Origin of the sequence: uncultured Dysgonomonas sp. (assembly GCF_900079725.1) — a bacterium.
Taxonomy (GTDB): domain Bacteria; phylum Bacteroidota; class Bacteroidia; order Bacteroidales; family Dysgonomonadaceae; genus Dysgonomonas.
The window spans coordinates 3207976-3232616 of record NZ_LT599032.1 but is presented as its reverse complement, the minus strand read 5'-3'; the positions used below and the strand labels follow the sequence as shown (position 1 = coordinate 3232616).

17 protein-coding genes are annotated in these 24641 nt (G+C 41.6%); 10 read left to right on the top strand and 7 right to left on the bottom strand.

All coding sequences use genetic code 11. From position 1 onward, the window contains the following. Window positions 1-51 precede the first annotated feature (51 nt). The 3 genes from QZL88_RS13590 to QZL88_RS13580 form a co-directional block, all read right to left on the bottom strand. Window positions 52-1338, bottom strand: coding sequence for an Nramp family divalent metal transporter (locus tag QZL88_RS13590; protein WP_296941930.1), 1287 nt, complete (start codon window positions 1336-1338; stop codon window positions 52-54). A gap of 559 nt (window positions 1339-1897) precedes the next feature. Continuing rightward, entirely contained in the window at window positions 1898-3286 is a 1389-nt protein-coding gene (locus tag QZL88_RS13585) for an MFS transporter (protein ID WP_296941929.1), read from the bottom strand. Further along, complete coding sequence (locus QZL88_RS13580; protein ID WP_296941928.1) at window positions 3283-4011, bottom strand: type 1 glutamine amidotransferase; 729 nt, start codon at window positions 4009-4011, stop codon at window positions 3283-3285. The genes QZL88_RS13585 and QZL88_RS13580 overlap by 4 nt, the downstream gene beginning before the upstream one ends. A gap of 215 nt (window positions 4012-4226) precedes the next feature. On the opposite strand from QZL88_RS13580, the gene zupT reads away from it, so the two are divergent. From zupT to QZL88_RS13555, 5 genes are all read left to right on the top strand, one after another. Continuing rightward, a complete protein-coding gene (gene zupT, locus QZL88_RS13575) occupies window positions 4227-5021 on the top strand; it encodes a zinc transporter ZupT (protein ID WP_006800118.1) in 795 nt (264 codons plus the stop codon). A gap of 154 nt (window positions 5022-5175) precedes the next feature. Beyond that, on the top strand, window positions 5176-10737 hold the full coding sequence (locus QZL88_RS13570) for an MG2 domain-containing protein (RefSeq protein ID WP_296941927.1): 5562 nt from the start codon (window positions 5176-5178) through the stop codon (window positions 10735-10737). Window positions 10738-10899: 162 nt separating this feature from the next. Next, window positions 10900-11754, top strand: coding sequence for a hypothetical protein (locus QZL88_RS13565; protein ID WP_296941926.1), 855 nt, complete (start codon window positions 10900-10902; stop codon window positions 11752-11754). Window positions 11755-11959: 205 nt separating this feature from the next. After that, a complete protein-coding gene (locus QZL88_RS13560; protein WP_296941925.1) occupies window positions 11960-12826 on the top strand; it encodes a hypothetical protein in 867 nt (288 codons plus the stop codon). A gap of 10 nt (window positions 12827-12836) precedes the next feature. Further along, entirely contained in the window at window positions 12837-14222 is a 1386-nt protein-coding gene (locus QZL88_RS13555) for a hypothetical protein (protein WP_296941924.1), read from the top strand. Between the two features lie 4 nt (window positions 14223-14226). Here the strand turns inward: QZL88_RS13555 and QZL88_RS13550 are convergent, their stop codons facing one another. From QZL88_RS13550 to fbp, 3 genes are all read right to left on the bottom strand, one after another. Continuing rightward, entirely contained in the window at window positions 14227-15423 is a 1197-nt protein-coding gene (locus tag QZL88_RS13550) for an MFS transporter (RefSeq protein WP_296941923.1), read from the bottom strand. 269 nt (window positions 15424-15692) lie between these two features. Then, the gene (locus tag QZL88_RS13545) at window positions 15693-16244 is read right to left on the bottom strand and encodes a YcxB family protein (protein ID WP_296941922.1); all 552 of its coding nucleotides are present in this window, start codon (window positions 16242-16244) and stop codon (window positions 15693-15695) included. Between the two features lie 65 nt (window positions 16245-16309). Beyond that, entirely contained in the window at window positions 16310-17341 is a 1032-nt protein-coding gene (gene fbp, locus QZL88_RS13540) for a class 1 fructose-bisphosphatase (RefSeq protein WP_296941921.1), read from the bottom strand. 213 nt (window positions 17342-17554) lie between these two features. Here fbp and ybeY point away from each other — a divergent pair, with 213 nt between their 5' ends. Continuing rightward, the gene (gene ybeY, locus QZL88_RS13535; protein ID WP_194224399.1) at window positions 17555-17974 is read left to right on the top strand and encodes an rRNA maturation RNase YbeY; all 420 of its coding nucleotides are present in this window, start codon (window positions 17555-17557) and stop codon (window positions 17972-17974) included. A gap of 4 nt (window positions 17975-17978) precedes the next feature. Then, the gene (locus QZL88_RS13530) at window positions 17979-18902 is read left to right on the top strand and encodes a putative sulfate exporter family transporter (RefSeq protein WP_296941920.1); all 924 of its coding nucleotides are present in this window, start codon (window positions 17979-17981) and stop codon (window positions 18900-18902) included. A gap of 231 nt (window positions 18903-19133) precedes the next feature. On the opposite strand, the gene QZL88_RS13525 is transcribed toward QZL88_RS13530, so the two are convergent. Further along, window positions 19134-19577, bottom strand: a complete 444-nt coding sequence (locus QZL88_RS13525; protein ID WP_148401903.1) for a hypothetical protein — start codon at window positions 19575-19577, stop codon at window positions 19134-19136. A 271-nt stretch (window positions 19578-19848) separates the two neighbouring features. Here QZL88_RS13525 and QZL88_RS13520 point away from each other — a divergent pair, with 271 nt between their 5' ends. The 3 genes from QZL88_RS13520 to gltA all read left to right on the top strand — a co-directional run bounded on the left by QZL88_RS13520 (window position 19849) and on the right by gltA (window position 24088). After that, on the top strand, window positions 19849-21504 hold the full coding sequence (locus tag QZL88_RS13520) for a hypothetical protein (protein ID WP_296941919.1): 1656 nt from the start codon (window positions 19849-19851) through the stop codon (window positions 21502-21504). A 260-nt stretch (window positions 21505-21764) separates the two neighbouring features. After that, window positions 21765-22547: a sulfide/dihydroorotate dehydrogenase-like FAD/NAD-binding protein gene (locus tag QZL88_RS13515; protein WP_296941918.1), complete on the top strand. Its 783-nt coding sequence runs from the start codon at window positions 21765-21767 to the stop codon at window positions 22545-22547. Window positions 22548-22615: 68 nt separating this feature from the next. Further along, complete coding sequence (gene gltA, locus QZL88_RS13510) at window positions 22616-24088, top strand: NADPH-dependent glutamate synthase (RefSeq protein WP_296941917.1); 1473 nt, start codon at window positions 22616-22618, stop codon at window positions 24086-24088. The last annotated feature ends 553 nt before the right edge of the window (window positions 24089-24641 follow it).

Below are 24641 nucleotides of genomic sequence, written 5' to 3'. Positions count from 1 at the left end.
AGGATTACGGCCTTAAAGATAGGTATTTGGTAATAAAGTAACAATCTTATCCTATAATTTGATGTCTGTAAAAAAACTTGCGAGTAAAAGTATATTCAGAAATGTCACAATAGACGCTATACCGTAAAGCCATATCTTAGTTCGTAACGAATTCGCGTATTTCCCCATTACCTTTTTCGATGATGTGAGCCGAACTTGCAGAAAGACTGTTATAGGAAGCTGCATACTCAGTATTGCCTGCGAAATAATCAGTCCTTTGAACGGGTCGCCTATCATAAATATAATGATTAAAGCCACACCTAAGGAAATAAGTATTCCTATGCGAGAGTGTATGTCCTTTATATTGTATGGTTCATTGTACATCCCTGCAAAGATAGAACCGGCTGCGATACCCGATGTCATGGAAGACGATATTCCGGCCAGCAACAGAGCGACAGCAAATATAACAACGGCATTACTGCCCAATAAGGGTTGCAGAAGGGAATGCGCCTGTTGCAAATCATCTACGACCACTCCCTGCTTGAAAAACGTAGATGCAGCCAATAATATCATGGCGCTGTTTATCGCCCAGCCTATAAGCATAGAGAAAAAGGTATCGAAAAACTCGTATTTCAGTTGTTTCTCCATTACTTTTTCGTCCTGTAAGTTCCATTGGCGGCTTTGTATAACTTCCGAGTGCAGGAACAAGTTGTGAGGCATCACTACGGCTCCGAGCACGCTCATGATTATCAGCATACTGCCTTGCGGTACAGACGGTACGACCCATGCTTTTGCCGCCTCACCCCATTCAATATCCACAAGGAAGAGTTCATATATAAAGGAAAGACCGATCATGGAAACAAAGAAAATAATATAGCGTTCTATCTTCTTATAAGAATTGGAGAACATCATTACAAATACAAAGATTGCCACAAGAACTGCCCCTACCTTAATCGGCACATCGAACAACATATTCAAGGCTATTGCTCCTCCTAATATTTCGGCCAGCGATGTGGAAATAGATGCACCGATAGCAGACCAGAGGACAATGCGTGAACCGGTCTTCGGTAAATATTTATTTGCCGCTTCCGACAAACACAATCCTGTAACAATACCGAGATGGGCGACATTGTGCTGTAAGAGAATCAGCATTATGGTGGATAGTGTAACCACCCACAACAGAGCGTAGCCGAACTCTGATCCTGCCGCAAAATTTGAGGCCCAGTTACCGGGATCAATGAACCCGACCGTAACAAGTAGTCCCGGTCCGATATATTTCAATATCTCAAGAACCCCCGATTTTTGTTTGGGGTTGATTGTATTATAATCTTTCTTTATCTTCTTAAAGAGGTTTTTCATTTCTTTTTTCCTCCTATTACTTTTTTATTCCTTTTATTCTGTGTTTAGAAATCTTTTGCAAATAAGCAAAAGGTTACAAAGGTAACACATATTTCAGCTATTAGCTGATAGCTTTTAGCCGTTAGCTTTGGCTGTTGCGCAAGTGACTCTCAGTTAGCAGTTAACAGTATTCTCACGCAGAGACGCAAAGACGCAATTCTAACCCATCACTATATTCACGCTTATTGACTGTATTTGGTTAAAATCTGACACATCTGACAGCTTTTCATTGTTTTCATTTTGTTGTTTTTACATTCATTGACTATATTGGGTTAAAAGGTAACAAAGGTAACAGATATGTCAGTAAACAGTTAGCAGTAAACAGTGAACTAACTTGTAACTCGTAACTGCCCGCAGAGCGAAGTAACTTGTAACTATAAAAAAGGTAACACATGTAACACTTTTTACTCATTTGCTAATATGCTAATTTACAAATCTGCTAATTCATTTTTTCAAAGAGCTATAAGCTAACAGCTAAATGCTATTGGCTATATACATAGATAAACTTTCCGGAATACCTTTACACATCTTTTTTCTTCCTATCCCTTGCCGACGAAGCATATACACCGAACAAACATAACACCAGACAAATAACAAATGTTATCCGCATACTGCCTATAAACTGAGATGAAAGAGCAGGGGACATCTGCACATTTCCTATCATTATCGAAATAGCCATAATAGCGATACCCATACTGAACGCCTGCCCTGTAAGACGCATTGTTCCCATAGTGGCCGAGGCCAATCCGTAATGTTTCTTCTCTACTGAGCTCATAATGATATTGGTATTCGGTGAGGAAAAAATACCGAATCCCAGCCCTAATAATATAAGTATACCTCCCAGATAATACAGGTTGGTAGTTTCTGTAATAAAGCATAATCCGACTAATCCTACAGCTATAATTCCCATACCGAGGGTTGCCAAAAATGTCGCGGACATTTTGTCCGACAGGCTTCCCGATTTAAGTGACGCTACCGCCTGTACCACCGATTGCACGATAAGTATCAGTCCGGCATCGCGGGGCGACAGGCCACGCACATATTGCAGATAGAGACTGAGCATAAAGGATATGGCAAAAGTTGCTGAATAGTTGATCAGTGCAGAGAGGGAGGATAAGCGGAATACCCTGTTGCCGAGGAATACCCTGATATTGAAAACGGGAAATTCCTGTTTTTTCTCATATATAGCGAAGCAAAGGATTACAACAATGCCGATACCGATAAAAATGAATCCGCTGACATGAGGAAGTTCCGAAAAACCATATATCAAAGATGAAAGAGCTATGGCAAACAGTATAGACCCGACAATATCGAATGTACTCTTTCCTTCCTCCTTCCAGTCATCTTCAATTATCACTATACCGCCGACAGCTACAATCAGGCTGAGTGCCGCCGACACAAAGAATATGCTGTGCCAGTTGAAGTACTGGGTAAGTATTCCCCCGATAAATGGACCTGCCGCAAGCGCAAAATATACGCAAGCCGCAACCATACCTAATGCTTTACCTCGTTTTTCGGCGGGAACGGATGAGGTCAGTATGGCTGTACTTGTACCGAACATCATCGCACTGCCCACTCCGGCCAAAAAGCGGTATATGATAAGGCTTGTTCCCGTAGAGGCAAAGCCGCTTAAAACAGAAAATACAGTGAGTACAATGACGCCCCATACAAAAACCTTTCTGCGCCCTATCATATCAGCGATACGGGCACATGGTATCTGTAATATGGCTGTCGAAAGCATATAAGAAGTCGGTACCCATCCGGACATAACCGCATCGAGAGATAAGTCGCTGTTTATATATGGTAAAGCAAGGTTCAGAGCCGAACCCATGAATGGAACCAGAGAGGCCGACAGGCAGATAATGAATATCAGCGCGCCTGTACCTGTGTTATATGTTTTCTGTGTCATATATTTTCAATAAGTTTGTCCATCACGGACTTAATCATCCGGTTACATTCCGGAATGTAATGGGTATTGCTTCGTATGTAATTTTCTGTCTGGATATATTTTCCATCAGTTAGTTCGTCCAGCCCGTTGTCCAGCATTTCCGCATAACTTTTTTCTGTTACTTCGAGATGAAATTGCAGAGCCAGCACATTGTCTTTGTACAAAAACGCCTGATTCTTGCATGCTTCACTCGAGGCCAGCAACTTTGCGTTAACAGGGAGGTCGAAGGTATCTCCATGCCATTGGAAAACGATTGGTGATTTATCCTTAGAGGTGAATAAGGCTTGCGACCGGGCATCGGAGAAAGTAACAGGCAGCCAGCCTATTTCTTTTTCCTTATTCGGATATACTTTTGCCCCTAATGCTTTGGCTATGATTTGTGAACCCAGACAAATACCCACAACAGCCTTGTTTGCATTTATAGCCTCCTTCACAAATGCTTTTTCTTCTTTCAGCCACGGATATTTATCTTCTTCGTATGTGCCCATAGGGCCTCCCATAATGATGAGAAGATCGAATTCAGATAATCCTGGGAATCGGTAATTACCATACATCCTGGTTACGGATAGTTCATAATCGTTTTCATTTATCCAGTTATCTATATATCCAAGCCCTTCGAAGGGAATATGTTGTATGAAATGGATTCTGTAATTGCTTTTATTTGCCATAGCGATAGTATACGTCATTTTATATGAATGCATTTAAGCCACGGGAGTAAAAGCAAAATCTGTTTCGTTTATCCCAGGTCTCGAAAACACTTAATGTTATTGAACTCATAAAATTATCAAATTGTTTATACTTAAAAGAAATTTAATCGGACATTCTTCATTTCATGCTGTAAATGTTTACCATACCTCACGGTAATCCCTTATCTTTGCAATCTTAACGTTTCAGGAGAATAATGACCGAACAGAATATACTACTTGCATTTATACTTACAGCTATTGCCGGGCTATCGACTGGTATAGGCAGCCTTATAGCGCTGATTGCCAAACATACGAATACAAAATTCCTGTGTGCATCTCTGGGCTTCTCGGCCGGAATTATGTTGTATGTCTCATTTATGGAGATGATGCCGCAAGGTAAACTGGAACTGGTATCGGTCTATGGCGAAAAAATGGGGACGCTCTATCTCATACTTGCTTTTTTTGCGGGTATTGCCCTCATAAATATGATTGACTTTGCAATTCCCAAGTCATTAAATCCACATGAGATTCAAGGTGTGGAAGATATGGATAAAAAACGTTCGCTGAAACGTACTGGGATTGTTGTCGCCCTTTCCATTGCCATACATAATTTCCCCGAAGGTATCGCGACTTTCACATCTGCACTTGGCTCCCTCGATGTTGCCATACCCATAACCATTGCTATTGCCATACATAATATTCCCGAAGGAATCGCCGTTGCCGTGCCTATCTATCACGCTACGGGCAGCCGCAAAAAAGCATTCTGGCTATCGTTCGCTTCCGGGCTGGCCGAGCCTTTCGGTGCGTTGATCGCATATTTCTTCCTCATGCAGTTCTGGACTCCGGCTATGAACGGGATTATCCTTGCTGCCGTTTCGGGAATTATGGTATTTATCTCCCTCGATGAATTGCTCCCTAGTGCCGAGAAGTACGGAAAACACCATATTTCTATCATGGGATTGGTAGCAGGTATGCTGGTGATGGCTTTTAGTTTATATCTGTTTGTGTAATTAATAAATTACATGAAGCCGTATAGCCATTTCGTCACCGGAAATGGCCACTTCCTACAATTACTCCTTTCAGCCTTCTGCTAATCGCAAATATTCTTTTATATTTGTGAATTAGTATATAATAAAATAGCAACGGACACAAATAAATATAGCTATGAAAAAAAATCTTTTCCTCATCCCTGTTTTTCTTTTATCGTGTCTTTTTATCGTGAATTCATGTAAGAAGGGCGGTACACGTGAAATTAATTCCGAGTTTGCAAAATACATTGCGGCATTTACATACGGAAAGGTTTCCTCATCCTCAGAAATACAAATAGAACTTACTCAGGATATTCCGACGGTGGAATTGAACAAGGAGATCGATCAGGAATTATTCAAATTTTCCCCATCAATAAAAGGAAAGGCTTACTGGTCAAGCTCCCGTACCATTAAGTTCATTCCCGATGCCGGAGAACTGAAGCAGGGACAGGAATACGAAGCCTGGTTCAAGCTGGATAAGGTGTTGAAAGTAGAAAGCGAGTTCAAAGAGTTTTATTTTCACTTTCATATTCCGGAACAAAATTATAGCGTCAGCCTGATGCCGTATTCTCCGATAAAGGAAACCGACCTTAAATGGAACGCTGTGCAGGGAACCGTATTGCTGGCCGATGATGCGCAACTCGATAATGTAACCAAAATGTTTTCACTCTCGGGCGGAGATAAGGCCGGGGACGCGAAGATTAAGATTACACCGACTGAAACAAAAGGACGCTTCAGCCTTTTAGTAGATAGCCTTTACCGGGGCAATTCAGATAATGAATATACCCTACATGTAAAAGGAGATGCTATCGGATTGAAAAAAGATGAAGATATAAAGATAGTGATCCCTAAAATATCACAGTTTGAAGTAATAGATGTAGCTATGGAATACAATCCGCAAGAGTGTATCCGTGTTACCTTTAGCGACCCGCTCTCGCTCAGCCAGAATATACAAGGCCTGGTAAAACCCGGGGCTATCGAAAGTTTTTCTTTCGACATAGACAGAAATGTGTTGAGACTGTATCTGGACAAAACTACGAGAGGCACAAGTGTCGAACTCAAGATATTCAAGGAGATAAAAAGTGTTGCCAACATATCACTCAAAGACGATTATACCTATAGTGTCAATTTTCAGAAGAACAGTCCGGAGATAAAACTGTTGAGCACAGGAAATATCCTTCCTAATTCCGACAACCTGATAATCCCATTTCAGGCAGTTAATCTGTGGGCAGTAGATGTAAAGGTGATTAAGATATTCGAAAACAATATACTGGGCTATCTGCAAGCTAATGACTTTGGAGAGAGCGACGAACTGAAACGTTTCGGCCGTCTTATATTAAAGAAACGTATTCGTCTGGACGAAGATCCTACAATGAAACTCGAAGAGTGGAACAACTTTTCTCTCGATTTGGCTACAATGATAAAGCAAGACCCGGGAGCTGTCTACAAAGTCGAGTTCTCTATGAAGAAAGAGTATTCTCTTTATCCATGTGGCGGCACTACTCCGCAGATACCTGAAGAAGCAACGCTCGAACGCTTCGACAACCAACTCTCGGAAGAGGACGAAGTAAAATGGGACAGGCCGGGATATTACTATTCCGATGATTGGGATTGGGACAATTATAACTGGGAAGAAAGAGAAAACCCATGTGATCCTACCTTCTATATGAATAAGACATACAGTTGTGTCGTGCTGGCATCCAATATCGGAGTAACAGCAAAACTGGGTGCTGAAAAGAAAATGTTCGTGGCTCTCACAGATATCCTTAGCACCCAGCCTATATCGGGCGGTGTAGTAGACATATATAACTATCAAATGCAACGTATCGGTAGCGGAAAGACAGATGGAAACGGGTTCGCCGATATAGATTACAAAGGTGGCGTGCCATTTGTGGTAATTGCATCCCGCGAAAAGGAAAAAGGCTATTTGAAAGTAACTTCAAATCTTTCCCTTTCATTAAGCAACTTCGATGTTAGCGGAAAGGAGATAAAAAAAGGACTCAAAGGATATATTTATGGCGAACGTGGCGTATGGCGTCCCGGCGATTCCATATTCGTAACCTTCATATTGGAAGATAAGGCCAAGACTCTACCAAAAGAACATCCTGTTTCACTCGAACTTTACACCCCTCGCGGGCAAATGGCTCAACGATATACTTCCACTACGGGTAAAAATGGCTTCTATCCGTTCCGTATGGCAACAGATGCCAATGCCATTACAGGTAACTGGCAGGCACGGGTAAAAGTAGGAGGTGTTACATTCTATAAAACACTGAAAATAGAGACAGTGAAACCAAACCGACTGAAAATCCGTCTGGAAGTAGGTGATATGATTGATGCAGGTTCAGGTTCATTCTCCGGCTCATTATCGTCGCAATGGCTGCATGGTGCTCCGGCAGTAAACCTGGCGGCTAAAGTGGAGATGACATTGAGTTCAGTACGCACTCCGTTTAAAGGTTATGAACAATATACGTTTAACAATCCAGCATCAAACTTTGCGTCCGATACATACACTGTCTTCGATGGCAGGCTGGATGCTTCCGGCAATGCGACCGTAAGGGCGAATCTGCCTCAGGCGGCAAGTGCTCCGGGTATGCTTCGGGCGAATATTGTTTCGCGTGTATTCGAATCGGGAGGCGATGCCAGCATCTATACGCAGACTGCGGCTTATTCGCCATTTTCGGCTTATATTGGAATCAAGTCTCCGACCGATTCCCAATATGGATGGCTCGAAACCGATAAGGATAACATGATAGATATAGTTACCCTCACTCCGGCAGGTAAGCCTGTAAATCGTTCGGGACTGGAAGTTAAAATATACAAACTGAACTGGTCATGGTGGTGGAATTCGAATGATAATCTGGCCTCATATGTCAACAATACATCTACCAAGGTCATTCTAGACCAAAAGATTTCCACTTCGGGTGGAGGCAAGGCGAAAGTAAAGTTCCGTGTCGATTATCCTGAATGGGGTCGCTATCTGATAATGGTTACTGACGGGGGAGGACATACCTCAGGACGCTTGTTATATGCCGACTGGCCGTCGTGGCGTGGGCGTTCCGACAAGGAAGACCCTAGCGGATTGACTATGCTTTCGTTCACAACGGATAAGCAATCGTATAAAGTAGGGGAAACAGTTACGGTTATCCTCCCTAAAAGTTCCGATGGACGGGCGTTAATAAGCCTTGAGGACGGTTCCCGCATCATTTCACGTGAATGGGTGACTACAACGGCAAAAGAAGACACAAAACATACATTCAAGGTAACAGAAGACATGGCGCCTAACTTCTATATCTTTGCCAGCCTGTTTCAGCCGCATTCGCAGACTGATAACGACCTGCCTATCCGCATGTATGGCGTATTGAATATAAATGTAGAGAATAGTGAGACCAAACTGACTCCTGTGATAACCATGCCGGATGAACTCCGTCCGGAGAAAGAGTTTTCAGTGTCTGTATCCGAAAAGAACAGTAAAGAGATGACTTATACCCTTGCTATTGTAGATGAAGGATTACTTGACCTGACCTCGTTCCGTACCCCGAACGCATGGGACGAATTCTACACACGTCAGGCACTCGGCGTCCGCACATGGGATATGTTCGATATGGTGGTAGGTGCCCAAACAGGAAAGTTGGGGCCACTATTGAGCATAGGAGGGGACGAAGCACTGAAACCGGGTAATAATACAATGAGCCGCTTCAAACCGGTGGTGAAATACTTAGGGCCGTTTACTCTTAGCGGAGGAAAGACCGATACACATAAGATTACCTTGCCGCCATATTTCGGTTCGGTACGTGTAATGGTTGTTGCCGGAAATCCGAAAGGGGCATATGGTAGTGCCGAAAAGGCTGTGCCTGTACGTAATCCGTTGATGATACTATCTACCTTGCCGCGCGTGGCAGGGCCAGACGAAGAAATATTGCTTCCTGTCAATGTATTCGCTATGGACAAGAAGATAAAGAATGTAAGCCTGACAGCACAGTCGAAAGGATTGTTCCAGTTCACAGAGGGAACTACCAAATCGGTAGCTTTTACCCAGACAGGCGATAAGATGGTTTACTTCAAAGTGAAGGTGGGTAAGAAAACAGGCTTTGAAAAGATAATAATCAAGGCTACTGGCAACGGAGAAGCGGCGACAGAGACCATCGATATAGAAGTGCGCAATCCTAATCCACCTGTACTATTGTCGTCGCAGGCTTTAGTACCAGCCGACGGAACCTCTGAATTGAACATAGCTTTCGATGCTATCGGAGACGAGGATTGGGCTAAGTTGGAGATATCCCGCATGCCGGGTGTAGACCTTAATAAGAACCTGTCATACCTGCACGACTATCCGCACGGATGCTCCGAACAAGTTACATCGAGGGTGTTCCCGTTGTTGTATGTGCAGGCATTCCGTCCATTCTCCAACAGGGAGAAAGATGTGATGGATAATAACATTCGTGAAGGTATAAGAATGATTACTTCGCGCCAACTGATAGACGGAGGCATCGCATACTGGCCGGGTAATACTGTACCGAATGAATGGGTAACTACATATGCAGGACATTTCCTTGTAGAAGCACAACGGGCAGGGCGTGATGTTCCGGCATCGGTAATAAACAAATGGAAGCAATTCCAGAAGAAAGCCGCGCAGTCATGGAACAGGGGCGACCTCTATACTTCATATTACAGTAATTCGATGGCCGACCTACAACAGGCATATCGCCTATATACGCTTGCCCTTGCCGGAGAACCGGAATTGGGAGCTATGAACCGTCTGAAGGAGATGAGCGGGTTGTCGGCACAGGCTCGTTGGCGATTGGCTGCGGCTTATGCCCTCGCCGGAAAGAAAGATGCGGCAAATCAGCTGATAACTAATCTGAGCGATCAGGTTAGCCCTTATTCTTTCAACAACAATACGTATGGTAGTTCATCACGTGATATGTCAATGATAATGGAGACTTATCTGCTGTTAGGAAAAACTGAAAGGGCGCTGGCCTTGTCATTTAAGGTATCGGAAAGCCTGAGTGGCAGATATATTACAACACAGTCGGCCGCCTTTGGATTAATAGCTATGTCAAAACTTGCCGAAAAGATGGGCAAGGGTGTAATCTCTTACGACTGGGAACTGAACGGCGTGAAGCAAAAGACGGGTAATTCGGGAGACGTATTCCAGGAAATAGCCTTGAAACCACAGGAGAAAGTTCATGTTTCTATTAAGAACAAAGGACAGGGACAAATCTTCGTTCGCTTGCTTGGACGTACTCAGCCGATCGTAGATAATACTCCGGCTCAGAGCAACGGAACAAATCTATATGTCAAATATGTAGACGAGAATGGTAAAGAAATAGATGTCACTTCCCTGAAGCAAGGAACGGAATTCTTTGCCAACATAATCGTACAGAACATATCGGGTCAATACCTGACCGATATGACGCTGAGCCAGATATTCCCTTCGGGATGGGAGATATTCAATACCCGCCTGTTCAACGAAGCAGATAACAGGACAGCAGGCTCGTTCAATTATCAGGATATAAGAGACGATAGGGTATATACTTATTACAATATCGGTTCCGGTTACTCATCTTCGTTCCGCATCAGGTTGCAGGCTGCATATTGCGGTAGGTTCTACCTTCCGGCAATAAGTAACGAGCCAATGTACAATCCGTCGGAGCAAAGCCGTACCACAGGCCGCTGGGTGGAAGTAAGGCAATAATTAGAAAATTAGCAAATGGTGCGAAGCGACAAGTCCTTGTTTACTTGTATCTCGTCAACTTGTAACTTGTAACTGCCCAAAGGGCGAAGTAACTCATAACCAAAAATAGGGTATTTATCAAATAAATACCCTATTTTTGTACCCTATAATAACACAACATCAATGAAGAGAGCAGTCTGTACATTCGGCAGCTATTATTTAACAGAAGGTTTCCCCCGTTTCAGGAAGATGTGCGAAAGCATGGATATGTTCGATGATATCCATACCGTTTGCGAAAAAGATCTGGACAAAGACTTCTATAAACGTTGGGGCAGATACCTTATCCCTTACTCCCGTGGATTCGGTTACTGGTGCTGGAAGCCTTATTTCATTCTCAAAATTCTGGAAGGAATGCAGGATGGCGATGTACTCCTCTATTCTGATATCGGTTGCTATTTCAACCCTAAAGGACGTGAACGACTGCTGGAATATTATGATATGGTGGAGAAGACGCCCACAGGGATTCTCGGTGTTAAGAGTCAGGAAGTATCTTATAACGGTATGCCTGAAACACTCTATTACGAATACGAGTGGACGAAAGGCGATATATTTGCCTACTATAATGTATATGAGGATAAGGCATATACCCATACACCCCAGTTTGAATCCACAATCATTTTCTTTAAGAAAAGCCCTTTGGTGATGCAGTTCGTAAAAGACTGGTATCAGGCATATCTGGACGATTATAGTCTGGCCACCGATTCTCCATCACGAGTACCAAACTTGCCCGGCTTCAAAGAGAATCGGCACGATCAGAGCATCTATTCCATCCTAGGAAAGAAATACGGCATAGCCGAGATCTCTACAAACGAGATTTTTCAGCGCGACTGGTCCCTGTTGGATACCTACCCCATACAGGCTCGCCGCGATAAATATTATACAAGCAAATACCACTATAAGCACCGTTTCAGGTTGAGGAAACTCTACCGCAGATTGTGGGCGGTGAAATACTGGTTCAAAGACTTATTCAACAATTAACACGACTTAGTAACTGTTTAGATTTTATTGGTATTCTGTTATGAGTTATTTTGAGATAGATTTTTTGATTTTTTCTTGCAGGTTTAGCGGGCTAAACCAAAAGGAAAAAGTAGAAAACATGCTCAAAAGAACCATAAAGAGAATGCCAAAGAATGAAAGTGGTTATGTAAGAGATAATTTCGGTAAAATTTAAACAGTTACTTAAATGAAGAGAGTTTTATGCACATTCGGCAATTACCCTATGTTCAAGGGAGCGGAACGATACCGGAAATCCGCTGAGAGCCTGAATGTTTTCGATGAAATATATACCTATAACGACAAAGACCTCGATGCTGACTTCAAAAAGAAGTGGGGGCGGTATCTGATTCCTTATTCCCGTGGATTCGGCTACTGGTGTTGGAAGCCCTATCTGGTATTGCAGACACTGGAAAGGATGAATGACGGGGATGTGCTGCTGTATGCTGATTTAGGTTGCTTTTATAATCCGGACGGGCGCAAACGTATGCTGGAATATTACGACATAGTGGATAAGTCGGAAACAGGTATCCTTGGCTTCAGAGGTCAGGTTATCCCTACAAACGATATGCCCGAAATGATACGCTGCGACAACGAATGGACGAAAGGCGATATCTTCGACTATTACGGTGTGCGTAACGATAAGACTTTCACTCATACTCCCCAATTCGAATCCACTGCCATTTTCTTTAAGAAAAGCCCTTTGGTAATGCAGTTCGTAAAGGATTGGTATCAACCGTATCTGGACGATTACAGCATTATCACGGATGAACCATCGCGCTCTCCTAATCTTGAAGGGTTTGTAGAGAACCGTCACGACCAGAGTATATATTCCATGCTGGCAAAAAAATACAAGATAGCTGAAGTTTCGTTGAATGAGATTTGCCCTTTCGATGAACATTACGACTGGGGCTTGCTAAAAGATTATCCGATATGGGCCACCCGCAATCTGTATTATGAATCGACTTTCCACTACAAACACCGTTACCGTTACAGGCAGCTTTATACCAATTGGTGGAAGGTAAAGTATTTCTTCAAAGACCTTTTAGGAAAATAACAAGCGCATTATGAATACTAACAAGGCCGGAAAGGCTCGTTTCATCTTCTTTGGTATCGCATTCCTACTGCTTACCTTCAGCTTTTATAGCAACCTTTTCAAGGTGGCCGTCCCTATTCATTACAAGGAGTACGAAACCTTTGAGGAAGGCCTTCTGATAGGCCGGATGGTAAAGGCCGAGAAAGACGGATTCTTCGCTTCATCCGGATTCATGGGTGTGAATTACCTCAGACCCGATAGCATAAAGGATAAACTGCGGGTCAATGATCTGGGCTTGCGGGATTCCATTGTATCCGAAAACCAGTTCGATCAGATTAAGTATTATCTTGGCGAGAAGGATGCTCCCGACGGATACTGTGTCTATGTGAGCCATTCCGGTGGACAGGCTTCTCTCTATTACCTGATACAGAAAGTTCTCCCTTTCAGCAACGAAACCAACTATCAGACACTCCGTTTTCTGAATGCCATATTGATGGCAATAGGCTTCCTCGTTTTTATCGGGTGGGTATTACGCAACTTCGGGATTACTTCTGCCATTATCTCTTTCCTGCTTATATTCCTTTCGCCAAAGATCGTTATGTTTGGCGGAAACGGGCTATGGTGGTCGCTATGGAACTTTTATGTCCCGTTCCTTGCCCTACTGCTCATTCTGGAAAAAAGGCATTCATTACCGGGGACTATATCCGATAAACGGATATTTGTTACGTTGTTCATTGCCATCCTTGTCAAGTTCTTCTTCTCCGGGTTGGAGTTCAGTTCTACAACGATGCTGTCTATCTTTATTCCGATAGTTTATTATTCCTATCTGGAAAGGCAACGGTTCGCAGAATTCTTCATATTCTCTTTCAAAGCCGGATTAGTCGCTTTGGGTGCGGCATTAGTACAATTCCTTATTCTTATTCTTCAGCTATGGACTTATCTGGGCAATTTGGGCGGAGCACTAGGCTACCTGCAAACGGCCTTTATCCGTCGTTCATCGTTTGTCGAGTTCTCCGATCAGGAAGGGACAAACAGTGATCCTTCGTCACTATCGTTTGTATGGAACAATGTTATCAAATACTATCTTCGCGAGAATAGCTGGGATTGGGGATTCACCCCTGTTTTCATCCGTTTCCGTTTCGCATATCTGATATTCATTATCATCATATGTGCAGGCATTATCTGGTTTCTTACCCGTAAATTGCATGACCGAAGATATACCGCTTTGACTCTGGCTACATTTACCTCGGTGGTGTGCCCTTTATCATGGTTCATTATCTTCAAAGAACATGCGTTCTGGCATATACAGCTCGATATAATCGTATGGTACATGCCATTCCTTTTACTCGGCTTTGCCATAATAGGTACGGCAATATCTCTGCTGATGTCCAGGATAAAACGGACAGAAAAGCTGTAAGTGCCTACATCTTGTATTTAGTCCTGTTGCAAAGCAATATATGTATGGATAAACAAAGCAGGATAAGCAGCCCACCAACACTCACAACACCATTCCATCCGTAGTATTGCCATGCTATGCCTCCGAGGAATGTACCGACAGAGCCTCCTATGAAATAGGACACCATATATACCGTATTTAATCTGTTGGAAGCCTCCGGATGGGTAGAGAAAACGATGGTCTGGTTGGTGACATGCATTCCCTGTAGCCCCATATCGAGAAGGATAATACCTGCAATCAGCCCTATATAAGTATTTCCGGAGAATCCGAATATTCCCCACGACAGAAGCATTAACAAGCTGGCAATAAGGATTATCTTATTCTTATTTACTTTCCCCGACACAGAGCCGGTAACCGACGCCGCCAATGCACCTACTATGCCGACAAGCCCCAGCGAACCCGCGACATCGCTTCCCTGAAAGAACGGCGCCTGTTCGAGCCTGAAAGTAAGGGTGGTCCAGAACATGGAAAATGAACCGAATCCTAATGCACCCCGTAACGACGCCAATCGGAGGCTGGGAATTTCTTTTGTGTAGCGGAATATAGACCCCATTAATTGACTATATGTCCCCTTAAAGGTCGGTTGCATATTAGGCAACAGCCATGCGATAAGAATACCCAATACAACCATCATTCCGGCTGCAATGTAAAACACCTCACGCCAGCCGAGATATTCTCCCAGCAGGCCGCTAAAAACACGTGAGGCCAATATTCCGATAAGCAGGCCGCTCATTACTATTCCTACATTTCTGCCTTTTTCTTCAGGGGCGGATAACTGGGCGGCTATGGGCACAAAGATCTGTGGTACTACAGATGTAAGCCCTATGAAAAAACTGGCGACAATCATTACGGTCAGAGATTTGCTAAAAGCAAAAATAAGTAATGAGAGGATGATAAATATAAAGTCTATCAGTACTATCTTTTTCCGTCTGAACATGTCACCTAACGGGATTATGAGCAGAAGCCCTGCCGCATAACCTATCTGGGTAAACATGGCTACCCTGCTGACGGCAGCTTCGGATTCGCCAAACTCTTTAGCTATCATCCCCAACAAAGGCTGGTTATAATAGTTATTTGCGACAACCAGTCCGGCTCCGACTGCCATCAGCCAAAGTGTACTTTTTGCCAGATACTGTTTATTTTCGTCGTTAGATAAAACCATTTTCTACTATTAATATATTCTTAAAAGGTGACAAAGGTAACATCGAGAGCAATTAATAATGAATAATGAATAATGAATAATTAATTATTAGCTTTTACCCTCTCTGTAGCTTCCCCTCGGGGAGGTTGGAGGGGCCATCAATATATCAAAGAACCATAAGCTAACAGCGAAATGCCATTGGCTATATACATAGATAAAGTTGCAGGATAAGTATAACATATGTAAGTAACTATAATCTATAATGAAATATTTGAAACAGGCTTACTCCCCTATTTCCATTTCCAATCCATATCTTCAACAAAAGAGAACGGATTATTCTCTTTGTATCGTAACAATTGCATCTTTACTTCCTCTGCATTATTTATCCGGTGCTTCGGAATTATAATACTTACCTGACGGCTCATCTCTATAAAGAAATGATGCTCCGTTTCAATGACAGTATCCATCTCTTTTACATCATAATGTCGATGGCCTTTCTTTGTTTCAATTTCAATAAGATCACTTCCCAATAAAAGCTTTGTATTATAAGGAAATTCTGCCCGCATACTTTCAGATATATGTTTTCTATACATCCGCTTATAGAACCAGACCGACCACCATGGATAAATAATAAAAAAGAGAAGAGATGAGCCAAGGAAAAGATACGAGAGCAGGCGATAGCCTTCATCGAAAAACAACAAAAGCCCGCACAGGAGCGACAGGCCTATCATTCTGTATTTCTCTTTCCTACGTTGTTTTATTTGCATCTCGTCTTTCGACGCAAAGTACAATTGAAGTTGAAGTAAATCTTCTTCTTCGAGTTCATAATTCAATTCTAACATTGATAAACTATATAGAAAAACTCCCATTGTCAATTTTGAAACAATGGGAGCTTTATATTTTTATATTATTGCTGTTTCTTCTCCTTTTCTTCTGCCTGAGCTATAAAGTCTTTCAATTTCTCCACCATATTCGAGCTTCCGCAATAGAATGGTGTGCGCTGATGAAGTTCGGTAGGCTGCAACTCCAAAATACGGTTTACACCATCTGTGGCACTACCTCCGGCCTGCTCGGTAATGAAAGCCATAGGGTTGCACTCATAGAGCAGCCTCAGTTTTCCTTTTGGCGACTTATGAGTAGACGGGTAAAAATAGATACCTCCGGTGATCAGATTACGATGACAATCGGAAACCAGACTACCTATATACCGGGCAGAGTAAGGACGATCTTCCTTCTCTTCCTGACAATATTTGATATAATCTTTTACACCTTGTGGAAAATGAACGTAGTTACCCTCATTCACCGAATATATCTTCGCATTTTTAGGGCATCTCATATTGGGATGCGACAGATAGAAGCTGCCTATAGCCGGATTCAGCGTAAACCCGTTTACCCCGCGTCCGGTTGTATATACTATCATGGTAGATGTACCGTACAGAATATATCCTGCCGCTACCTGATTGACCCCCGGCTGGAGAAAATCTTCCATTGTCACGGGTGATCCTATTGGTGAAATACGCCGATAGATGGAGAAAATAGTCCCCACAGATACATTTACTTCAATATTTGAAGAGCCATCCAAAGGGTCCATCAGTACTACATATTTATTGTTATGACCCTCGTCCAGCCCTTGTATGGTTATAAAATTGTCATTCTCCTCGGAAGCAATACCACAAACAATTTCCCGGTTAACCAGCGTTTGTATAAATACATCATTGGCATATACATCCAGCTTTTTCTGTTCTTCGCCTTGTACATTCACATTACCGGCTGCACCAAGTATATCTACAAGTCCGGCTTTATTCACCTTATAGCTTACTACTCTGGCAGCAAGCAATATAGAATTCAAAAGACGGGAAAGCTCACCTGTAGAGTACCTGAAATCCTCTTGTCTCTCAATAATAAACTCGTCGAGAGTTTTTCTTGCGATATTCTTCATACTATTAAATGCGTTAGTTATGTTATTAATGCACCAAAGATAATGATTATTTATATTGTTTAGCGGCTTCTTGCATAAGGTTTATTTATTATCAGATAAATACCGTCTATAGCGCCTGTAGTCGGAATCATATTGCTTTTCCCGATATTTTCTTGCTCCTGATTTTATTATAATTTACCTTTGCAAAATCATTTCTCTAATCAAAAATCGGTTATGGCGATAATATATCAGGCGGAAGAGGTAAAACTACCCTCTATAAAAAAGCGTGAGACCACAAGCTGGATAAAATCCGTAGCGGCTTCTTATAAAAAAAAGGTCGGAGATATTTCCTTCATTTTTTGCTCCGACAAGAAAATTCTGGAAATAAATAATCAATACTTACAGCACGATTATTACACAGACATTATTACTTTCGACTATACTGAGGGCGAGACTATATCGGGAGATATATTCATAAGCCTGGATACGGTAAAGAGCAATGCCGAACAGTTTGAGACAAATTACGACGAAGAAATCCACCGGATCATCATACATGGAATCCTTCACCTGTGCGGGATCAACGACAAAGGCCCCGGTGAACGCGAATTTATGACCGGGTGCGAGAACAAAGCACTTAAAATGCTGGAGGAATAAAATCATGCAAAAATATCTGGGTAAATTATATTACGTCATTCCTATCTGCTGTCTTTTCCCGTTCTTCTCCGCTCCTTTGGCCCTGTTTATCGGTATATTGCTTGCTATCTTCTATAAAGGAGAAGAGGTTGTAAAAACAGGAAAACTAACAAAATATCTACTACAGGCATCAATTGTATGCATGGGATTTTCCATGTCGGTACACGATGTTGTGCAAACGGGAAAAACAGGATTTATGATCACTGTTGTCTCTGTCGCCGTCACCATGGTTTGCGGTATTATTCTCGGAAGATTTCTTCAGGTACAGAAAAATACAACCATGCTTATTTCGGGAGGGACCGCTATCTGCGGAGGAAGTGCCATAGCTGCAATAGCACCTGTATTAGGGGCAAAAAACAACGAAATAAGTTTTTCTCTGGCTGTGATATTCGTATTAAATGCCGTGGGACTATTTATATTCCCCGTGATCGGCCATTTACTGGAAATGGATCAGACACATTTCGGCTATTGGGCCGCCATTGCCATCCACGACACCAGTTCTGTAGTCGGCGCCTGCTCCGCATATGGGGAACAAGCCTTACAGGTAGGTACTACAGTAAAACTTACCCGTACGTTATGGATTATCCCTTTAGCTTTGTGTATCGCATTCTTCAATAAAAACAAAGCATCTAAAATAAATATCCCCTGGTTCATCTTCCTATTCGTCGTTGCTATCATTATAGGTAATTACATACCGGGAATGGCCGAGACTAACGACCATTTAAGCTGGCTCGGCAAGAAAGGAATGATGATTTCTTTATTTTTTATAGGTACATCCATAAATATGAAAGAAGTAAAGGAAACAGGTGTGAACACATTCCTGCTGGGTATAATCTTATGGATCATAATCGCCGTTCTTTCGTATTGCTGGATCCGCTTTGTTTTCTAAGAAACTGTTTTGAGTTATACCTCCAGTCTGTTTTAAACTGCTTTTAAGATAGATTTTTAGCGTTCATTTCGCTATAATTCAATAGTCTCTAAAATGCAAAAGGGCAAATCTGTCCAGATTCACCCTTTCCATAGCTATTTGCAAGTAGCTGTTGCAAAAGACTTCCCCAATAATAAATTGTAATTGTAAGTAAGCTAAGTCTTGCGGGAAAAGTATCTTTGCCTAATAAACCTAACGTATATCGAATTCTCCGACAGCAATATTTGTTCCTGTTGCATCTGATAGAGTAATAGTATAACTACCACTATTCCATCCGGAGGTATTTATTTCAACTTTAGTATTCACACCATCCGGTGTAAATTGCCGTAAATAAACCGGCATACCTGCATTATCAACAATTTTGATATTTATCTTTCCGTAAATGAACAGATTGACTTTTAAACCAAAATTACTTTGATAAATCTGTACAGGCTTAAAGAGAGATACAGTCTTGCCGGCATCTGCCATCCTTGGTCTATTGGATCCTGTGAGGATTTTTACTGTAATTTCCCAGTCAACATCATCATCATTCACACTTAGGATGTAATAACTATTCTTACTATTGAACGAATACATATACGTGTTTATAATAAATGAAACAACCAAAACCAAAAAACACAGATAAATCTTTCTCATAGCCACAAGGAATTGCAAGGTTGTCTTTCTCTGTAAGTCTGATACAAAACTAATGGATGAAATAAACAAATGCAATGTTTTTTTGAATGATATAGATTTTTATAAGTCCTATTTTACATATATATTTAATTATAAAATAATTATATTTATAAATATGTCATTTTATATAGATTTTTTCTTAGAAAAATTATACCATATTTCTTGTTTTGAAGCCTTTTTTTAAGTAACTATGAAGTCTTTTTCAACAATTATCCTTCAAATGAGTGAAATTATGTATAGAAATATCGGGGTTATATTCATGCTGTGCGCTGCATTTTTATCTTGTAACCCGAACGAAAAAACGGAAGAAACACTAAGCCGGGCAGAAGTCCTTTTAGAACAAAACCCCAAAGGGGCTTTACAGATACTCAACAATGAGATTGACCCTAAAGATCTGGACAAAGAACTCTACAACAAATATATCCTTCTGCATATACAAGCCAAAGACAAAACATTGGAAGATATAACGAATGACACTATAATCTTTGAAACAAAGAAATATTACGAAGACAAAGGTGATATGGAAAATACAGCCATAGCTTCCCTATACAGCGGATATGTTCTGGCGGTACGAGGAGACACCCAAATGGCTATGAGTACATACTTAAATGCTGAAACTTACGCAAAGGAGAGCGACAACAATGCCCTTAAGGGACTGATAGAGGTTTACATAGGAGACCTTTATCAGGATCAACTTTTGAATGACGAAGCAATTATCAAATATAGACAAGCGATTCTACATTTCAATAAAGCAGGAAACTATAAGAATGAAATCATAGCCTATGACAAAATAGGTTCCAATCTGCTAACAAAAGGAGATATGGATAGTAGCTTCTACTATTACAATAAAGGCTTATCTCTGGCCAAGGAGCACAACGACTCTATAGAACAAGCTTTTATTATACGCAACATGGGTTTCGCTCTCGGCAGCATTGGCAAACGAGACCAAGCCAGAGCATATTTCAGGCATTCTATACCTTACTTAAATGATAATGAAGAGGTAGCAAGAAACTATCTCAACATAGCTTATTCATTCGACGATGAACAGAACAAAGACTCCACATTATTCTATATCAATAAATCACTGACGCTGATAGAAGGGTATGACAACCACCCGTTAAAATTAATAATCTATCAACTACTGGCTAAGACAGCAGAAAAAGACAAAAACTATCAACAGGCATTAAGCGATTACAAAGAATATACTGCACTCCTGAAAAAGATGCTCAAAGACACAAATAATCATATAGCTCTCGATGTTCAGAAAAAATATGACATCGAGCTGTTACAGAACGAAAACAACCGGCTTCTTATTCAGAGACAAACAGCATTCCTCATTATATTACTGATGTTTATATTTATTCTGGCTATGAGTTTTGTTTTTTACCGGAAGAGAATTAAAGACAGAGCGGCACTGGCTGTTGCTCAGGAAAAAATATTTCAAATGCAGGAAATGGCCAACAACATTGATGAGAAAGAAAACTCCTTCAGAAAAGTTTTATTCCAGCACTTCGATATTTTCAAAAAGGTCGCTTTACTTAAAACAGAATTGAAAGGAGAGGAAAAGAAACATGGTCAGAAACTATTGAAAAAAGTAAACGAAATAGTATACAATCAGGAGAATCTTGACTGGAATAAATTATTTGATATAATGAACCAGTTATATAAAGGTGTTCCGGATACAATCCGAAAAAAGTATCCTCAGCTCGACGAAATTGAAATCCGTATATGTTGCCTTGAATATGCAGGGCTCAGCAATAACGAAATAGCTATCATATTAGAATTCAGCATCAATACCATCCAGATGAAGAAGTCTGTTATCCGTAAGAAATTGGAAATAGAAGGTTATGGAAACATTGTCGAATTTTTCCACAAAAACTTAAACTAACAAATTATATGATATTTTATAGCAGATAATGACTTAGTAAATAAACTTTGTCGTAACTTTGCATGTCAGGCTTTAAAATATCTTGACAAAAGAATCTTTTTAAACCCTAATCACATATTTTTTCGATGAAAAGGCTACATTTTGATATTTCAACAGCCCGTTCGCCATATTTTTAATATAACAAGTGAATAGATAAATTGTTTATAGCACTAAAAAACTAATCATAAAATCTAAATAGTCTCTTAAACTAATATTCTGGAATGAATAAAATTGTAGACAAAGAGTATTTCTCTGAAAATGTAGTAAAGTTTGAGGTAGAAGCACCTCTGATAGCACGAAGTCGTAAAGCCGGACACTTTGTAATTGTACGGGTAGGCGAAAAAGGAGAGCGTATTCCTCTCACAATTGCCGCTTCTGATGTGGCCAAGGGTACAATAACAATAGTTATACAGGCTGTAGGTGCATCATCTAAAAAGATTTGCGACCTCAACACAGGTGATTATATCACAGATGTTGTAGGACCTTTGGGACAAGCTACCCACATCGAAAATTACGGCACCGTAATATGTGCAGGCGGTGGTGTTGGTATTGCACCCATGCTGCCTATTATAGAAGCCATGAAGAAGGCCGGAAATAAAGTAATTTCAGTTTTGGCTGCACGTACAAAGGATCTGGTAATCCTCGAAAAGCAGGTTGCAGAATATTCCGATGAGGTAATTGTTATGACCGACGATGGTTCATATGGGTATAAAGGACTGATTACAAATGGAATCGAAATGGTAGTCAATAGGGAAAAGGTAGACCTGTGTGTAACCATAGGCCCTGCCATTATGATGAAATTCGTATCCCTTCTTACCGAGAAGTATAATATACCTACAATGGCCTCCCTGAATACTATAATGGTAGACGGGACAGGAATGTGCGGTGCATGCCGCATCACTGTTGGAGGTAAAACCAAGTTTGTATGCGTAGATGGTCCGGAATTCAATGCTCACGAAGTTGATTTCGATGAAATGTTGATGAGATTGAAAGCATACAATTAAGCAGAAGACTAAAAACAAACCATAAGACTAACAACCATAAGCCAATAGCGATCAGCGAAATATAAGTTATGACAGAACAAGAAAACATACAGGCAAGACGTAGTGAACCTTGGAGAGACGAACTACGCAGAGGCATGAAAGCCAAAGAGCGTGGCGAGAGGTCGCGTGTACATATGCCTGAACTGGATGCCGAATACAGGAGCCATTCATTAAAAGAAGAAGTAAACCTGGGATTGACAAAGGAGCAGGCAATGTTCGAGGCTGCACGCTGCCTCGATTGTGCCAACCCTACATGTATGGAGGGTTGCCCTGTAAACATACAGATACCTTCATTTATTAAAAATATTGAGCGGGGAGAGTTCCTCGAAGCTGCAAAAGTGCTGAAAGAGACCAGTGCTTTGCCGGCCGTTTGCGGACGTGTATGTCCACAGGAAAAACAGTGCGAAGCAAAATGTATCTATATACAAAAGATGAAAAAAGAGCCTGTTGCTATCGGCTATCTGGAACGGTTCGCAGCAGACTACGAACGCGAAAGCGGACAAATGTCCTTACCTGAATTAGCCCCTGCCAACGGTATCAAAATCGCAACAGTAGGGTCAGGCCCTGCCGGACTGGCTTTTGCCGGAGATATGGCCAAACTGGGATATGACGTCACTGTATTCGAAGCATTACACGAGATCGGTGGTGTATTAAAATATGGTATACCCGAGTTCCGCCTCCCTAACGAGATAGTCGATGTTGAAATAAATGTCCTTCGCGAAATGGGTGTGAAGTTCATCAACAACTGTATAGTAGGTAAAACTATTTCGCGTGAGGATTTACTGAGCGACGGATTTAAAGGAATATTCGCTGCCAGCGGCGCAGGATTGCCTAATTTTATGAATATTCCGGGAGAGAACCTTATCGGCGTGATGTCATGCAACGAGTTCCTTACCCGTGTAAACCTTATGGATGCCTCGAATCCGGAAAGTGACACTCCTGTGCAGATGGGCAAGAAAGTTGCTGTCATCGGAGCAGGAAATACAGCGATGGATGCCGTACGTACAGCGAAACGACTAGGCGCAGAAAAAGCATATATTGTATATCGCCGTTCGGAAGAAGAAATGCCGGCACGTATCGAAGAAGTGAAACATGCCAAAGAGGAAGGTATAATATTCCATACTCTGCACAATCCGCTCAGATACGAAGGAGACGAGAACGGACGTGTACAGCGTATGCTTCTTCAAAAAATGGAACTGGGCGAACCTGATGCTTCGGGCCGCCGTAAACCGGTTGCCATCGAAGGCGCAACCGAGTGGTTCGATGTAGACCAGGTAATTGTGAGTGTAGGTGTTTCACCTAACCCGTTGATCCCGTCTACATTCAAAGGGCTGGAGGTTACTAAATGGGGGACAATCGTTGTAAATCAAGACACCATGCAGTCAGCCTTACCGGAAGTGTATGCCGGAGGGGATATTGTACGTGGCGGAGCAACCGTAATCCTTGCCATGGGTGATGGAAGAAAAGCCGCAGCAGCAATGGATAAAGCGTTAAGAAATTAAACAAAAGAAAATTTAGGATAAGACAAAAGAGGTTATAAAGAGATTTATAATCTCTTTTTTATTTATACACGACACTCTTTATTAAGGCAACCGCACGAAAATTATTTTCTTTAAAAAAAATTATCTATACAGTAAGCTATTAGTCTTTTACTGTTGGCTTATAGTTCTTTGAAATATTGATGGCCCCTCCATTGGCTTCGCTTCGCTCTGTCGATTTTTACTCCGTCGATTTGCAATTTAATTCTCCGCGAAGGGCTGAGCTGTTAAGTTCTCTTCTTTGTTCTGTTATTTTCTGCTGTCATCCTGAGTGGAACGAAGGATCTCGACTCTGAGAAACGAGATGTTTCACTCCGTTCAACATGACACAGAGGGTATAAAAATTAGAACTTAACAGCCCCGCCCCGAAGAGAGGATACAGAGAGGGTAAAAGCTAATAATTAATTATTCATTATTAATTACTCTTTGTGTTACCTTTGTTACTTTTTATATAGTGTTCTTTGTGTAACTCTTTGTGTCCCTTGTGGTAAAGAAATTTAACCACTAAGCACACGAA

Excerpts from the sequence above, each read along its gene's own strand:
- QZL88_RS13590 (WP_296941930.1), bottom strand. The coding sequence starts at position 1,338 with ATGAAAAACCTCTTTAAGAAGATAAAGAAAGATTATAATACAATCAAC.
- QZL88_RS13585 (WP_296941929.1), bottom strand. The coding sequence starts at position 3,286 with ATGACACAGAAAACATATAACACAGGTACAGGCGCGCTGATATTCATT.
- QZL88_RS13580 (WP_296941928.1), bottom strand. The coding sequence starts at position 4,011 with ATGACGTATACTATCGCTATGGCAAATAAAAGCAATTACAGAATCCAT.
- zupT (WP_006800118.1), top strand. The coding sequence starts at position 4,227 with ATGACCGAACAGAATATACTACTTGCATTTATACTTACAGCTATTGCC.
- QZL88_RS13570 (WP_296941927.1), top strand. The coding sequence starts at position 5,176 with ATGAAAAAAAATCTTTTCCTCATCCCTGTTTTTCTTTTATCGTGTCTT.
- QZL88_RS13565 (WP_296941926.1), top strand. The coding sequence starts at position 10,900 with ATGAAGAGAGCAGTCTGTACATTCGGCAGCTATTATTTAACAGAAGGT.
- QZL88_RS13560 (WP_296941925.1), top strand. The coding sequence starts at position 11,960 with ATGAAGAGAGTTTTATGCACATTCGGCAATTACCCTATGTTCAAGGGA.
- QZL88_RS13555 (WP_296941924.1), top strand. The coding sequence starts at position 12,837 with ATGAATACTAACAAGGCCGGAAAGGCTCGTTTCATCTTCTTTGGTATC.
- QZL88_RS13550 (WP_296941923.1), bottom strand. The coding sequence starts at position 15,423 with ATGGTTTTATCTAACGACGAAAATAAACAGTATCTGGCAAAAAGTACA.
- QZL88_RS13545 (WP_296941922.1), bottom strand. The coding sequence starts at position 16,244 with ATGTTAGAATTGAATTATGAACTCGAAGAAGAAGATTTACTTCAACTT.
- fbp (WP_296941921.1), bottom strand. The coding sequence starts at position 17,341 with ATGAAGAATATCGCAAGAAAAACTCTCGACGAGTTTATTATTGAGAGA.
- ybeY (WP_194224399.1), top strand. The coding sequence starts at position 17,555 with ATGGCGATAATATATCAGGCGGAAGAGGTAAAACTACCCTCTATAAAA.
- QZL88_RS13530 (WP_296941920.1), top strand. The coding sequence starts at position 17,979 with ATGCAAAAATATCTGGGTAAATTATATTACGTCATTCCTATCTGCTGT.
- QZL88_RS13525 (WP_148401903.1), bottom strand. The coding sequence starts at position 19,577 with ATGAGAAAGATTTATCTGTGTTTTTTGGTTTTGGTTGTTTCATTTATT.
- QZL88_RS13520 (WP_296941919.1), top strand. The coding sequence starts at position 19,849 with ATGTATAGAAATATCGGGGTTATATTCATGCTGTGCGCTGCATTTTTA.
- QZL88_RS13515 (WP_296941918.1), top strand. The coding sequence starts at position 21,765 with ATGAATAAAATTGTAGACAAAGAGTATTTCTCTGAAAATGTAGTAAAG.
- gltA (WP_296941917.1), top strand. The coding sequence starts at position 22,616 with ATGACAGAACAAGAAAACATACAGGCAAGACGTAGTGAACCTTGGAGA.